Source organism: Streptomyces pinistramenti, from assembly GCF_020564935.1.
Lineage (GTDB): Bacteria > Actinomycetota > Actinomycetes > Streptomycetales > Streptomycetaceae > Streptomyces > Streptomyces pinistramenti.
Map to the genome: position 1 here is coordinate 1 of NZ_JAJCXB010000073.1, position 14599 is coordinate 14599.

Genomic DNA, 14599 nt, shown 5'->3' on the forward strand with positions numbered 1-14599 from the left:
GGCCCGCACCCTCAAGTGGTGCGGGCCCGCGGCCGTTTGCGTGCCACGACCCGCGCCGGGCCGTACGCGACGGGCATCTCACCTGGGCGGCCCGCTACCGCCTCCGGCTCCCTGCCCGGCCCGATGCCCGGCCGGGGGTGCGGCCTTGTGCCCTGCCGTGGGGCGGGCGTGGGGGCGGGGCCCGGGGGACACGCGGGGCTTGCCGTCCTCGTAGCTGTCGCCGCCCCCGTCGCCGTCCGCACCCTCGTCATCGCCCCCGGCCGTCGTGTCACCTCTGTCCGGGCCGGCCGGCGGAGGCGGGCCGGCCGGCTGCGTCGGGTGCCCGCTTCCCGCCCGGACGTGGGGCGCGGCCGGCGCGGCCGGCGCGGCCGGCGCGGCCGGCGCGGGGGGCACGGGGGGCGCCGCGGGCACCGTCGCCACCGGCTGCTCGGGCAGAGGCACGACCCGCTCCGGCGCCGTGACCAGAACGAACGCCGTCGCCGTCGCCAGCAGCGCGGTCATCCCGAACGCCCCCCTGGTGATCCGCCGGATGGTGCGCTCGCTGCCGCCGCGCACCGCCTGCGCGGCCGAAGGCGCCACCGGCTGCGCGGCGGCCAGCTCCGTCAGCCGCGCGTGCAGGATCTCGCCCTGCCGGGCCACCGGCTGCCCCTCAAGCCCCAGTTCGGGCAGCCGCCCCGCCACCGTCTCCCGCGCGTGGGTCAGCCGCCCCGCGGTGGCCGGGGTGCTCGCCTCGATCTCGGCCGCGGTCTCGCAGAGGCCGAGCCCGACGCCGTCGTGCAGCAGCAGCGTGCGCCGGTACGCGGCGGGCAGCTCCAGCACTGCACTCAGCAGCGCACGGTCCCCTGGTCCCGCGGACGGCGACGCGGGCGCCTTCGGCGACGGCCGCTCGGCCGCCCGCGCCCGGGGGCGCAGCCGGCGCCACGGTGACAGCGCGTACTCGTACGCCGCGGCCCGCACCCACCCGGCCGGATCCCGGTCCACCGCCACCTCGGGCCACCGCTGCCAGGCCAGCTGGAACGCCCGCTCGACGGCTTCCTGAGCCCGCCGTGGCCGCCCGGTGAGCAGATACGTCTGCCGGATCAGCCCGGCCGCCTGCCGGCTGTAGAGCGCATCGAACGCGGCGACGGCACGCTCACCGGGGGAGGGCACGGGTGGCCCGTCATCGGGGGCGGCGTCCGGGTCGGCCTCGGGGGCGGCCTCCGGGGCTGCTGCCGGGGCGGCACGGCCCGCGGGTTTCGTGGCGTCCGGCGCCTCCTCCCGCACGACCGTGCGCGGCAGTTCCTCGGTGTCCTCGCCCGCGAGCGAGCCGGCGGTGGCGGCGGACGCCCGGGGCGATGACCGGTCCCTGGCCCGTTCGGACCGCCGCTTTCCGGCGCCCCGTTCCGGCTTCTTGCGCTCCGGCTGCTGTTCCGGCCGGCCCGGCTGTCCGCCCGACCGCCGACGTGTCTGCTGCTTCCTGCGCTGCCTCATGCCTGCCTCTCCACACGGACACCGACGGCTCGGCGGAAGCCGAACCAGAAGACAGTGTGAAAAACCGACTAAGCGGATAGTGTGCGACACGTCGGGCATTTGCCCACTACGCGGATGAATCAGGTGTTGTTGGCAGCATGGTGCTGTGAGCCAGCTGACCGATCGTGGCCCGACACTGTCCTCGCACGGCCGGACCGCCGCGCAGCGCTCCTCCGCGATCGGCGGCGCCTTCTTCAGCGGCGTGACGGCCGCCGGCCTGGGCCTGGGCGTGCTCACCGTCGCCGTACTCCTGATCTGGGTCGCCTCCCCGTACCCGGGCAGCGACCCCGCCGGGGCCCTGCACCTCGCCGCCGACCTCTGGCTGCTCGCGCACGGCGGCGACCTGGTACGCACCGGCTCGCTCTCCGGAACCCCCGTACCGATCGCCCTGACCCCCCTGCTGCTGACCGCCCTGCCCGTCTGGCTGCTCCACCGGGCCACCCGGCACGCCCTGGCGGACGCCGACGACCAGTCCGTGGACTCCACCGGAACTGCCGTTCCTGGCGGGCCTGTTGGGTCGGAAGGGTCGGACTGGGACGTGGAGTCCGAGGCCGCGGCCCCGGCGTGGAGCCGGCTGGGGGCGCTGCTGGCCGGGTACCTGCTGATCGCCGCCGGTGCCGTGCTGTACGCGTCGGCGGGCCCGCTGCGGGCCGTGCCGCTCAGCGCCGCGGTGAGCGTGCCGGTCGCGGCCGTCGGCACGCTCACCGCGTCGGCCTGGCGGGTCCTCGGGGCCTACGCGTCCGACGAGCCCGGGGGCGCCGGGAGTTCGGAGCTGGTGCCGGCGTGGGCGCGGCGGCTGCACGGGGCGCTGCCGGGCCGCGTCCGGAGGCTGTTCGGCGGCCGGCGGTGCGCCGCGGTGCGTCGCTCCGCGACCGCGGCCGTCCTCACCCTGCTCGCTTCGGGCACCGTGCTGACGCTCATCGGGCTCGGGCTGCACGCGGGCGAGGCGCGGCGGGACCTCTTCGCGCTCGCATCGGGCTGGGCGGGCCGCGGCGCGGTGCTGCTGCTCTGCCTGGCCCTGCTCCCGAACGCGGCCGTCTGGGGCGCCTCGTACGGCCTCGGGCCCGGCTTCACGGCAGGCGTGGGCGGCACGGCCGGTCCGCTGGGCACGGCCGACCCGCCGCCGCTGCCGCACTTCCCGCTGCTCGACGCGCTGCCGGACCCGGCGCCGGTCACGCCGCTGACCTGGGCGGTGGCCGCCGGACCCGTACTGGCGGGGATCCTGCTCGCCCGGTACGTGGCGCACCCGGCGGCGGGCTCGGGCGGCGCGGGCCGTCCCTGGCGGCGCCTGACGACGGCCGCCGTCGCCGGGCTCGCGGCCGCGGTCTGCGGCGTGGTGATGGCGGGGCTCGCCGCACTGTCAGGCGGCGCGCTGGGCACCGGCGGGCTCGCCGTCTTCGGCCCGGCCTGGTGGCTGACCGGCCTCGCCGCGGCGGGCTGGACGGCGCTGACCGGCATCCCGTGCGCCCTCCTGCTGCGCTCCTGCCGCGTCCGGTCGGCACGGCGGCAGCGCACCGGGAAACAGGCGGACGGCCGGGGCCTGCCGCGCTTCATCGGCGGCCGCCGTGCCAAGGCGGCGGACAGCGATCCAGTTGCCTCGATGCCGGCGCGGGACGTGCGTGTGGCCGGCCCGGAAAGTCTGATCCCGGCCGCGGAAGCGCCGGACGCGCCGGTGCCGCACGCCGCGGGTTCGGCGGGGGCGCACGCCGTGAGGACGCCGGGGGCGGGCGGTGACGGTACGGCGGTGGCGGGCACGGAGCCGCTCGGCCGGGAGCCGGTCGGTGCGGTGCCGGGTGCGTCGGATGCCGGTCCTGAGCCCGGTCCTGCGGCCGTCCCGTCGTCCGGAGTCGGGGGCCGGGGCGGGGAGAGTCAGGACGGCCCGGTCGGGGAACCTGTGGGTCGTCCGGCCGTGGCGGCGGGCGAAGCGGTGGGGAACGGTGGGGCCGAGGCGGCGGGTGAGGCCGGTGGCTCGCGGCGTGCTCGTGGTGTGCGTGGGCGGCGGCCGGGCCGGGACGGGGCCGGGGCGCGTGAGCGTGAGGCGGGGCGGGGGCGGACGCGGCGGGAAGAGCGGAAGGCGCGGAAGGCGGCGAAGCGGGGGAAGGGCGGCGCGGTCGGCGTCGACCGGGCGACGGCCAAGCTGTACGGGCTCGACCAGATCGTGCACCGCTACGACCCCTGGCACGAAGCGGACACCCGCGCGGCCCGCTGGGCGGAACTGCGGGCCCGCTCCAACGACCTGATGACCGACTTCCCGGACGACGCCGAGCCGCCCAGGACCGAGACCCCGCACCAAGGCGCTCCGGCCGGTACGGAGTCGGCGGCGGACCGGGGCCGCTGACCCGGTACTCGGCACCGGCCCGGGTGGGCCCGGGGTTTCCCGCTACTCCTGGACGCTCAGCAGCGGGCGCAGCTTTTCGGGGAGCAGCTTTTCGCAGGACTTGGCGGCCGACTGGGTCAGGGCGTCGTCGACGCAGGTGAAGTAGTCGCGGTAGGCGAGGTGCACGGTGTAGGTCGCGGCCACCATCATGAGGGCCACTGCCGCCACCACCAGGCCGCTGATCGCGGCGGTCCGCTGCGGCCGGGTGGACTGCTGCGCGGCGGGGCCGCCGGGCGCCGGCGCGCCGTACGGGTTCCGGCCCGCCTCGGGACCGGCCGAAGGAGCCGGCCGGCCCTCCATCGCCGCCGTCGTCGCCGCGGCTTTCGCCTTCGCGGAGGAACCGGGCTTGGCGCGCAGCGAGCTGATGCCCCAGTAGATGGCCAGCGCGCCCAGCAGGAGGGAGACCTCCGGCAGGCTGAAGAGGACGAAGAAGAACGCCCACATGCCGGCGAGCAGCGCGTAACGGGCGCGCCGCTGGGCCGGGTCGGTGGGATCCCACCGCAGGCCGCCGCCGGGTCCGCCCGGCCCGCCCTGGCCGCTGCCCTGCTGGCCGCTGCGGCCGGGCCGGGTGCCGAAGCCGCCGCCCTGCCGGCCCGGCTGCTTGCTGCTCCACTGGCTGCCCCAGGACGGCGGCTGCTCGTCGCCCGGCGCCCGGCCCTGGCCTTCGTCGCCGTGGTGGCTGTGCGCGTGCTGGTGCCGCGGGCGCCACTCCTGGTCAGGGGCGTCGGCGGGCGGCGGGGCGAAGGGGTTGTCGTGGTCGGGTGCGGCGGGCTTGTCCGGTGTCGCGTCCGGGGAGCCCTGGCCCCTACCGGAGCCGTCGCGGTCGTCCGGGCCTGGTGTCCCGGAGCTGCCGGACGAGCCGGAGCCGCCCGCGCCCGAGGGGTCCGAGGCGTCGGGGGAGGGGGAGGACGACGTGCGGTCACGCGGCAGCAGGACCACCCCGGGGATGGTCGCGGGCAGCGGGAGGAGGAGGGCCGCGCGGCGGTGTCGGTCCGGCATCTGGAGTGTGTCTTCCCCTTGTCTCGGCCGCCCTTCCGGCTGGTGGGCCGGGCGGACGATTACCACGGACTGCATGCGTACTCAGGCCCGACGCTACCTCCCGTGCCCGCCCCCGTCCCGTGGGGGCCGCTCGGTGTGCCGGTATCGTTGCTGACGGTCGGCGCCTTCGTAGGGTTCCCCGTATTTCCGCAACCCATGGCTTCGTACGACTGCACAAAGATGTCGGTCGGGCGCGCCGCCGGGGACCGTGCGGGTGCCGGCCGGTACGCAGGGGCGCCACCGCACCCCGCACGACGTCCGCACCGCAGCAGCACCCACGCGAGAAAGACCCCCATCGTGGACCCCCTTCTCCCCCCGTCCCGCCCGGACGCCGCGCCGTCACCCGCCCGGCTCGTCGTCCTCGTCTCCGGCTCAGGCAGCAACCTCCAGGCGCTGCTGGACGCCGTCGCCGCAGCAGGACCCGCGGTCTACGGGGCCGAGATCGTCGCGGTGGGCGCCGACCGCGACGGCATCGCGGGCCTCGACCGCGCCGAGCGGGCCGGTCTGCCGACGTTCGTGTGCAAGGTCAAGGACCACGGTGACCGCGCGCAGTGGGACGCGGCGCTCACCGAGGCGACCGCCGCGTACGCGCCGGACCTGGTGGTCTCGGCCGGTTTCATGAAGATCCTGGGCAAGGATTTCCTGGCCCGCTTCGGCGGCCGGATCGTCAACACGCACCCGGCCCTGCTGCCCAGTTTTCCCGGTGCCCACGGCGTACGCGACGCGCTCGCGTACGGCGTGCAGGTCACCGGCTGCACCGTCCACTTCGTTGACGAAGGCGTCGACACCGGGCCGATCATCGCGCAGGGCGTGGTGGAGATCCGGGACGAGGACGACGAATCCGCGCTGCATGAGCGCATCAAGGAAGTCGAGCGCACTCTGCTCGTCGAGGTCGTGGGGCGTCTGGCCCGGCACGGCTACCGCATTGAGGGACGAAAGGTACGTATCTCGTGACCGCCACCGCCGAAGGTACGAAGCGGCCCATCCGCCGCGCTCTGGTCAGCGTCTATGACAAGACGGGTCTCGAAGAGCTGGCGAAGGGCCTGCACGCGGCGGGTGTCCAGCTCGTCTCGACCGGCTCGACGGCCGGGAAGATCGCCGCGGCCGGAGTTCCGGTCACCAAGGTCGAGGAGCTGACCGGCTTCCCCGAGTGCCTGGACGGCCGGGTCAAGACCCTGCACCCGAAGGTGCACGCCGGCATCCTCGCCGACCTGCGGCTGACCGACCACCAGCGGCAGCTCGCCGACCTGGGCGTCGAGCCGTTCGACCTGGTGATCGTGAACCTCTACCCGTTCCAGGAGACCGTCGCATCCGGCGCCACTCCCGACGAGTGCGTGGAGCAGATCGACATCGGTGGCCCCTCGATGGTCCGCGCCGCCGCCAAGAACCACCCGTCCGTGGCCGTCGTCGTCAACCCCGGCCGCTACGACGACGTGCTCCGGGCCGCGTCCGGCGGCGGCTTCGACCTCACCGCCCGCAAGCGTCTTGCCGCCGAGGCGTTCCAGCACACCGCGGCGTACGACGTCGCCGTCGCCTCCTGGTTCGCGGACGGCTACGCCGCGGCCGACGACTCCGGCTTCCCCGAGTTCATCGGCTCCACCTACGTGCGCAAGAACGTCCTGCGCTACGGCGAGAACCCGCACCAGGGCGCCGCGCTGTACACCGGCACCGCGGGCGGCGGCCTCGCCGACGCCGAGCAGCTGCACGGCAAGGAGATGTCCTACAACAACTTCACCGACACCGAGGCCGCCCGGCGCGCCGCCTACGACCACGCCGAGCCGTGCGTCGCGATCATCAAGCACGCCAACCCCTGCGGCATCGCCATCGCCGACGACGTCGCCGAGGCGCACCGCAAGGCGCACGCCTGCGACTCGCTGTCCGCGTACGGCGGCGTGATCGCCGTCAACCGCCCGGTGTCCGTGGCGATGGCCGAGCAGGTCGCGGAGATCTTCACCGAGGTCATCGTGGCGCCCGGCTACGAGGACGGCGCGGTGGAGGTCCTGTCCCGCAAGAAGAACATCCGCGTGCTGCGCGCCCCCGATGCGCCGGCCGCGCCCGTCGAGGTCAAGGCCATCGACGGCGGCGCGCTGCTCCAGGTCACCGACCGGCTCCAGGCCGAAGGCGACGACCCGGCGGCCTGGACGCTGGCGGCCGGTGCGGCGCTGGACGCCGACGAGCTGGCCGAGCTGGCCTTCGCGTGGCGCGCGGGCCGCGCGGTGAAGTCCAACGCGATCCTGCTCGCCAAGGACGGCGCCACCGTCGGCGTCGGCATGGGCCAGGTCAACCGCGTCGACTCCGCCAAGCTCGCCGTCCAGCGCGCGGGCGAGGAGCGGGCCCGCGGCGCCTACGCCTCGTCCGACGCGTTCTTCCCGTTCCCCGACGGCTTCGAGGTGCTCGCCGAAGCGGGTGTCAAGGCCGTTGTCCAGCCGGGCGGTTCGGTCCGTGACGAGCTGGTCGTCGAGGCCGCCGAGAAGGCCGGCGTGACGATGTACTTCACGGGGGCGCGGCACTTCTTCCACTGAGCCGGCCCGCGTTCCCACGGCTGCGGCCGTGCGGCGCGGTACGCAGGACGGCGGCGGCCGCTCCGATACCGGAGCGGCCGCCGTCTGCTGCGCGCGTCACGAGGGTGTCGGCCGGGAGCCGCCGGGGTCAGTAACGCGGCCTGTTGAACCATGCCTTGCCGTCGTCCTTCGAGGCGAAGGCGATGACCAGGATGCCCAGCGCGGTGTGGACCAGGCCGAGGGGGAAGACCACGAAGCTGACCAGCGTATTGGCGACACCGAAGACGACGGTGGCGACGCGGACCCCGCCGCCGCCGTTGTTGAACTGGAGCGCCAGCGTGACCGCCGCCACCGTGAAGATGACGATGAGCACGATCAGCGCGATCAGCACGCCTTTGCCGACGCTCAGCGCGGCCGCCGCGTCATCGGTCCGGTACGGCGACGTGTGGCGCGCCGCCTTGCTGACTCCGCCGAGACCTGCCACGGCCAGCACGAGACCGATCAGGTTCAGTCCCGCCAGCACGAACAGCAGCACGCGCGCGGCCTTCACCCCGCCCGGCATCCCGTTCTGATACGGCGGCCCGGCGGGCGGCATCCCGCCGCCGCCCGGGTAGGGGCCGTACGGCGCGGGTGCCGGCTGCTGCTGCGGGTAGCCGTAACCGGGCTGCTGGCCCGGAGGCGGACCGTAGGGATTCTGGTTCGGGTAACTCACGAGCAGTGTCCTTCGGGCGTCTTGAGCGGAAGAGCGGTGCAAAAGCGGTGCGGGAGGCCGGACGAGATCCCGCACGGCGCCGCGAAGGCCCCCGGTCGCGCAGGTGCGAGGGGGCCTTCGCCGGCAGTTCAGGTCGGTGTGACCCGGGTCGGGATCACTGGGTCTTGACGACCACCGAGCCGACGACCTTGTCGGCGAAGGTCTGGCCCTTGTCGTCCCACAGCGGCCACAGGTAGCCGATGTAGCAGGCGATGCTGTCCAGGAAGTGGGCCAGGCGGCGGACGAAGGCCATGCCGAAGCCGAGCGGCTGGCCGGTGGTCTCGCGCACGGTGCGGATGCCGAGGGCCTTCTTGCCCGGGGTCTGGCCGGTGTTGCCCTCCTTCACCAGGATGAAGATGCCCGCGGCGAAGGCGAGCAGGCCGGCCAGCGCGAGCAGCACGAAGAACAACGCCGGGACGGAGCCGGACGACGCCGAGTTGATCGCGTCCAGGCGGCACTGGGTGTCGTCGAGCGCACAGTTGGAGTAGTCCGGGGTGACCGGGCCCGACGGGGCGGCGACGGCGATGGCGATGATGTAGAGGATGCCCGGGATCAGGCCGACGATCAGGCCGTCGATGAGAGTGGCGCCCACCCGGGAGCCCCAGCCCGCGTAACCCGTCGGCATACCCATACCCGGCATACCGGGCTGGCCCGGGTAGCCGGGCATCTGCTGCTGCGGGTAGCCGTACGGCTGCTGCGGGGCGCCGGGCGCCTGCTGCTGCGGGTAGCCGTAGGGCTGCTGCGGGGCCTGCGGCTGGCCCTGCTGGGGGTAGCCGTAGCCGGGCTGGCCGCCCTGCGGGGGCACCGGCGGCTGCTGGCCGTAAGGGGCCTGCGGCGGTGCCTGCGGGGGCTGCTGGCCGTACGGGTTGTTCGGGTCGCCGAAACTCATGTGGTGATTTCCTCCGTTGGGTCAGTGGGGGACGACGCGGGCGCGACTTCGGAGGAATGAAGGAATACAAGGTTCACTTGGCCCGCCCCCGATGATGCCTGCGGCACTGAGCGGCAATCCTTCTAGCTGCGTGTGAACGTTGTCCAGTCAGGGCGGGAAGGTGTTGTGCAAGTGCAATGAACCATTCCGTGATGCGGGCCTTCGCGCGCCCGGATTGGAACGCGACCGCCCCCATCCGGGAAGATGGGGTCATGAGCGCCCAGATTCTCGATGGCAAGGCCACCGCCGCCGCGATCAAGTCCGAACTGACCGTCCGCGTGGAGGCGCTGAAGGCCAAGGGCGTCCAGCCCGGTCTCGGCACCGTGCTGGTCGGTGACGACCCCGGCAGCCGCTGGTACGTCAACGGCAAGCACCGCGACTGCGCCCAGGTGGGCATCGCCTCCCTCCAGCGCGAACTGCCGGAGACCGCCACGCAGGAGGAGATCGAGGCGGTCGTACGGGAGCTGAACGACAACCCCGAGTGCACCGGCTACATCGTCCAACTCCCGCTCCCCAAGGGCATCGACACCAACCGCGTGCTCGCCCTCATGGACCCGGACAAGGACGCCGACGGCCTGCACCCGATGAGCCTGGGCAAGCTCGTGCTCAACGAGACCGGGCCGCTGCCCTGCACCCCGTACGGCATCGTGCAGCTGCTGCGCCGCCACAACGTCGAGATCAACGGCGCGCACGTGGTCGTGGTCGGCCGCGGGATCACCATCGGCCGGCCGATGCCGCTGGTGCTGACCCGGAAGTCGGAGAACGCCACGGTCACCCAGTGCCACACCGGCACCCGTGACCTGTCCGCGCAGCTCAAGCAGGCGGACATCATCGTCGCCGCGGCGGGTGTGCCGCACATCATCAAGCCCGAGGACGTGAAGCCGGGCGCGGCCGTGCTCGACGTGGGTGTCAGCCGGGACGAGAACGGCAAGATCGTCGGGGACGTGCACCCCGGGGTCGCCGAGATCGCCGGCTGGGTCGCCCCGAACCCGGGTGGCGTCGGGCCGATGACCCGCGCCCAGCTGCTGGTCAACGTCGTCGAGGCGGCCGAGCGGTCGGTCGGCTGACGTGGGTGCCGAGGCGCAGGCCGAAGGCGCGTCCGAGCCGCAGCGCTCCACGCGCCGCTTTCCGCAGCTGACGAGGGGCACCGCGCGGCCGCAGGGCGGCGGCCGGGCGGCGCCGGGCGGGTTTCCCGCACCGGCCAGGCAGTGGCCGCTGCTGAGCGTCATGGGCGGGGTGGCCGTCGGGCTGCTCCTTGTGGCGCTCGACGTGACCCGGATCGGGGCGATCCTGATCGGCCTTTCGCTGCTGGGGGCGGCGGCGCTGCGGTGGGCGTTGCCGTCGGTGGGGATGCTGGCCGTGCGGTCGCGGTTCACGGATCTGCTGACGTACGGGGTGCTCGGGTTTGTGATCGTGCTGCTGGCGCTGATGGTGCAGCCGAAGCCGTGGGTGCATGTTCCGTTCCTGGAGGACGTGGTGCACTTCACGGTTCGGGGGGATGGAGCGGGGCGGTAGGCGAGGCGTCCGCTCGGGCGCCTCTTGGCGGTTCGGCGGTCCTCGTCCTCCGCGTCTCGTCCTCCGCGTCTCGTCCTTCGGGCCTCGTCTTCCGGCCGTCTGTTTGTGTGGGCTGATCGTCGGTGGTTGCGGGTCAGGGCGGGGGTGGGGGATTGGGGGGACGCGGTGAACCGGCTTGGAGGTGGCCGGGATTCGACGGTGCTGTGGGGTCCGGCGGATTGAAGGGGGATTGCCCTGGCGGATCGGGGGCATGCGGAGCATTAACCCCCCACGGGTGTGGCACAACTCGGCGGCCGCCTGCGTTCCCCCCTCCATCAGCAGGCGGCCGCCGCACCTTTGCGTGCGGGGGCCGTCCTTGTCGGTCCGACGTGGTGTACGGGCGGCCGTACGGGCGTCCTTGAGGTGCCGGTGAGGTGTTCCACACCGGCCCGTCGCCTGCGCCGCGCGGGGGTCCGATAGCCTGACCGACAGGTCTCTCGATACCAAGAGAAGTCGGTGAGACCCGCTCAATGGGCAGGACACCCACCGCCACCCATGGTGGTCCGGGGGCTTGCCCCCAGGAAGCTCCAGAAAATATCGCGCAGGAGATCGCCATGACCCGCACTCCCGTCAATGTCACCGTCACCGGCGCCGCCGGCCAGATCGGTTACGCACTCCTCTTCCGCATCGCATCCGGTCACCTGCTCGGCGCGGACGTGCCGGTCAAGCTGCGCCTCCTGGAGATCCCCCAGGGCCTGAAGGCCGCCGAGGGCACCGCCATGGAGCTGGATGACTGTGCCTTCCCGCTGCTCCAGGGCATCGACATCTCGGACGACCCGAACGCGGCCTTCGACGGCGCCAACGTCGCCCTCCTCGTCGGCGCCCGCCCCCGTACCAAGGGCATGGAGCGCGGCGACCTGCTGGAGGCGAACGGCGGGATCTTCAAGCCGCAGGGTGCCGCCATCAACGCGCACGCCGCCGACGACATCAAGGTCCTGGTGGTGGGCAACCCGGCCAACACCAACGCGCTGATCGCGCAGGCCGCGGCGCCGGACGTGCCGGCCGAGCGGTTCACCGCGATGACCCGCCTGGACCACAACCGAGCGCTCTCGCAGCTCTCGAAGAAGACCGGCGTGGCGGTGAGCGAGATCAGCAAGCTCACGATCTGGGGCAACCACTCCGCCACCCAGTACCCCGACATCTTCCACGCCGAGGTCGCGGGCAAGAACGCCGCCGAGGCCGTGAACGACCAGGCATGGCTGGCCGACGAGTTCATTCCGACCGTCGCCAAGCGCGGCGCGGCGATCATCGAGGCCCGTGGCGCCTCCTCCGCCGCCTCGGCCGCCAACGCCGCGATCGACCACGTCCACACCTGGGTCAACGGCACCGCCGCGGGCGACTGGACCTCCATGGGCATCCCGTCGGACGGTTCGTACGGCGTCCCCGAGGGCCTGATCTCCTCGTTCCCCGTCACCACCAAGAACGGTGCGTACGAGATCGTCCAGGGCCTGGAGATCAACGACTTCTCGCGCGAGCGCATCGACGCCTCCGTCAAGGAGCTGTCCGACGAGCGCGAGGCCGTGCGCGGTCTCGGCCTGCTCTGAGCCGTTCCTGCTGCCCGTAGAGGGCGCAGCAGCCACCGAGCCCGCATGGTCCGCGAAGGGCCGTGCGGGCTCGGCTGTTTCGCGGCAGGCGTTCCGTCAACGCGCTGGCACGGGCCGCCCTCCTCCCTTATGCTGCGGCTTCCGTACCGCGCTCGGTTGCCGGGATCCGCAGGGGTCAACAAGGCCGCGGGACCGGCCTGTTGGCGCTTTGGGGGAGCGGTGACACAGACGAACGTGCCTCAGCAGTCCGGCGATCCGGCGGACGCCGGCGGCATACCCGGCCCGCCGCCGCCACCGGCCGGGCCTCCGCAGACCGCGGTCCCGCCGGGCGCCGGCGAGGCGACCCGGCTGCTGTGCGCCGGCACGTACATGGACGACGCGTTCCGCGATGCCGTCATCGACGAGCTGTACGTCCACGAGGAGCGGTTCGCCGCGCCGTCCCTGGGTATCGACGCGGCCCGGGTGCTGGCCCACGCGCTGCGCGCGCGGCGGATCCAGCTGTGCTGGGCCGGGGCCGTCCTGCTGCTGTGGGTGGGGGCCATCCCCTTGTCGCAGGGGCTCGCCGGGCTCTACGTCCTTCCCGTCGTCCTGATGGCGCTCGCCCGCTTCGTGCGGCGGGCGCCGGTCCCGCAGTGGCTGTCCCGCCCGATTGCCTTTCTGCTGCGCTGGTACGGGCGGATCAGCCTGACCCTCACCCTGCTGATGTTCCTCGTCGAGGCGTTCGGCGGGACGTTCCAACTGCTGCCGTGGCAGGGGGGCCTGTCGGACCTCTTCGGCTACGGGGACGGCTACGGCAGCTACGGCTGGTCCGACGGCTTCGGCGGGCCCGGCGACGGGGCGGCCGCCGCCGGATACGGCAGCGGCTTCGCGCCGGTCTGGATCGCGCTGCTGCTTCCCGTTGCGGTGGCCGTCATCGTCGGCCTGCAACGCGGGCAGTTCGCCCGGGTACTGGCCGCCGAGCTGTCCCGCGCGAACTTCCCCGACATGCTGGGCGATCCGGCGGAGCGGTTCGCGGGCGCGCGGTTCCAGCGGCTGCGGCAGCGGGTGCGGGCCGAACAGCACGGGCCGCTGGTGATGTACCGGCCTGCCGAGCCGTTCCGCGGCGCCGGCACCGCCTTCCGTACCTGGTCGCTGTCGGTCGAGCTGCGTCCCCGCAAGGACCGCAAGGCCGAACCGCTCGACAACAGCGCCATCCTGGCCCGCATCGTCCCGCTGGTCGCGGCGCTGCGGGTGCCTTCGCCGCACGGCTCGCCGCAGGCCCAGGCCGCGGTGCGGGACCGGCTGCGGGAGCTGGAGATGGACGAGTGCGTCTTCCTGCCGGCCGAGGGGCTGCCGCACCGTGGCGCGGCGCCGTACGCGCCGGCGGCGTTCGAGGCGCACCGGGCCGCGGCGGTGGAGGAAGGCGGCGAGCCGCGGCGGCACTTCCTGCGCATCCGGGTCGGCGGCTGGAACGAGTCCATCGTCACCACGGTGTTCGTGCGGGTGCACACGCAGGGCGGCATGCTGATGCTGGAGGTCGCGCCCCATGTGCTGTGGTCGCTGCGGCAGTTGTTCCAGGACGCCGACCGGCTCGCGCACCGGTACCGTCACCTCAATCCGTTCGGCAAGGTCGTCTGGGCGCTGGCCCGTACGCCGCTGGCGACGGGGCGCGCGGTGAGCACGCTGGCGCGCGGCCTGTGGTCGGTGTGGCGGCTGGCCACCGGCGGGCACGGCGCGGCGCTCCCGGACGGGCCCGCCGCCTCGGTGCGCGAACTGGGCACGGACGAGGAGGCGTCGCTCTTCCAGGAGATGGACGTCGCCCGGTATCTGCGGACGATCGAGCAGCGGGTGGCCGCCGGGGTGACCACCGCGCTGCGCGAAGCCGGTTACGAGACCGACGAGTTCGAGCGGCGGGTCGTGCACGTCGCCGAGGGCGGTGTCTACGTCGAGTCGGCGCAGGGCGCGGTCGGCATCGGCGACCACAACACCGTCACCAACCACACGCAACGCGGCAGCACCACGACGGAAGGGGCCAGGGGTGGCAACGGCTGACGAGCAGGGCGGCGGCATCCACATCGGCAGTGTCCAGGGCGCCATGGCCATCGGGAACCACAACACCGTGACCCAGTACGGCGGCGGCGCCGCGCCCGCGGACGCGGCGCAGGAGGAACTGCTGCGCGCCGTCCGTGCGCTCCGCGAGGACCTGGCCAGGGTGGTGGAGAGCCCGCAGACCGCGGCGCTGGGCACCGAACTGGCCGACACCGAGACGGAGATCGCGGGCACCGGGGCGGCCGGGCCAGGACGGCTGGCCCGGCTGCGTACCGCGCTGACCGACGCGAACGCCGTCGTCGGCCTGTTGTCCTCCGGCGCCGCGGTCGGCCAGGCGGTCGCCGCGCTGGTGGGCGGGTGACGGTGAAC

12 protein-coding genes are annotated in these 14599 nt (G+C 73.9%); 8 read left to right on the forward strand and 4 right to left on the reverse strand.

The window, feature by feature from the left end; all coding sequences use genetic code 11:
* Positions 1 to 78: 78 nt before the first annotated feature.
* Positions 79 to 1470, reverse strand: coding sequence for a SigE family RNA polymerase sigma factor (locus LIU39_RS31140; RefSeq protein ID WP_227050288.1), 1392 nt, complete (start codon positions 1468 to 1470; stop codon positions 79 to 81).
* A gap of 145 nt (positions 1471 to 1615) precedes the next feature.
* On the opposite strand from LIU39_RS31140, the gene LIU39_RS31145 reads away from it, so the two are divergent.
* The gene (locus tag LIU39_RS31145; RefSeq protein WP_227050289.1) at positions 1616 to 3847 is read left to right on the forward strand and encodes a cell division protein PerM; all 2232 of its coding nucleotides are present in this window, start codon (positions 1616 to 1618) and stop codon (positions 3845 to 3847) included.
* A 42-nt stretch (positions 3848 to 3889) separates the two neighbouring features.
* On the opposite strand, the gene LIU39_RS31150 is transcribed toward LIU39_RS31145, so the two are convergent.
* A complete protein-coding gene (locus LIU39_RS31150; RefSeq protein ID WP_227050290.1) occupies positions 3890 to 4885 on the reverse strand; it encodes a hypothetical protein in 996 nt (331 codons plus the stop codon).
* 336 nt (positions 4886 to 5221) lie between these two features.
* On the opposite strand from LIU39_RS31150, the gene purN reads away from it, so the two are divergent.
* Entirely contained in the window at positions 5222 to 5878 is a 657-nt protein-coding gene (gene purN, locus LIU39_RS31155; protein ID WP_227050291.1) for a phosphoribosylglycinamide formyltransferase, read from the forward strand.
* Positions 5875 to 7446, forward strand: coding sequence for a bifunctional phosphoribosylaminoimidazolecarboxamide formyltransferase/IMP cyclohydrolase (gene purH, locus LIU39_RS31160; protein WP_227050292.1), 1572 nt, complete (start codon positions 5875 to 5877; stop codon positions 7444 to 7446). Before purN ends, purH begins: the two co-directional genes overlap by 4 nt.
* A 127-nt stretch (positions 7447 to 7573) precedes the next feature.
* Here the strand turns inward: purH and LIU39_RS31165 are convergent, their stop codons facing one another.
* Both LIU39_RS31165 and LIU39_RS31170 read right to left on the reverse strand, forming a co-directional pair.
* Positions 7574 to 8137, reverse strand: a complete 564-nt coding sequence (locus LIU39_RS31165; RefSeq protein ID WP_227050293.1) for a hypothetical protein — start codon at positions 8135 to 8137, stop codon at positions 7574 to 7576.
* A 154-nt stretch (positions 8138 to 8291) separates the two neighbouring features.
* Positions 8292 to 9065: an RDD family protein gene (locus tag LIU39_RS31170; protein WP_227050294.1), complete on the reverse strand. Its 774-nt coding sequence runs from the start codon at positions 9063 to 9065 to the stop codon at positions 8292 to 8294.
* A 251-nt stretch (positions 9066 to 9316) separates the two neighbouring features.
* Here LIU39_RS31170 and LIU39_RS31175 point away from each other — a divergent pair, with 251 nt between their 5' ends.
* The 5 genes from LIU39_RS31175 (at position 9317) to LIU39_RS31195 (ending at position 14591) form a co-directional block, all read left to right on the forward strand.
* A complete protein-coding gene (locus LIU39_RS31175) occupies positions 9317 to 10171 on the forward strand; it encodes a bifunctional methylenetetrahydrofolate dehydrogenase/methenyltetrahydrofolate cyclohydrolase (RefSeq protein WP_227050295.1) in 855 nt (284 codons plus the stop codon).
* 1 nt (position 10172) lies between these two features.
* Entirely contained in the window at positions 10173 to 10619 is a 447-nt protein-coding gene (locus LIU39_RS31180; protein WP_227050296.1) for a DUF3017 domain-containing protein, read from the forward strand.
* 593 nt (positions 10620 to 11212) lie between these two features.
* Positions 11213 to 12202: a malate dehydrogenase gene (locus tag LIU39_RS31185; protein ID WP_227050297.1), complete on the forward strand. Its 990-nt coding sequence runs from the start codon at positions 11213 to 11215 to the stop codon at positions 12200 to 12202.
* 234 nt (positions 12203 to 12436) lie between these two features.
* Positions 12437 to 14233 (forward strand): AbeC-like domain-containing protein, encoded by a 1797-nt coding sequence (locus tag LIU39_RS31190; protein ID WP_505016429.1) that lies wholly within the window; start codon positions 12437 to 12439, stop codon positions 14231 to 14233.
* Positions 14220 to 14591, forward strand: a complete 372-nt coding sequence (locus LIU39_RS31195; RefSeq protein WP_227050298.1) for a hypothetical protein — start codon at positions 14220 to 14222, stop codon at positions 14589 to 14591. Before LIU39_RS31190 ends, LIU39_RS31195 begins: the two co-directional genes overlap by 14 nt.
* Positions 14592 to 14599 lie beyond the last annotated feature (8 nt).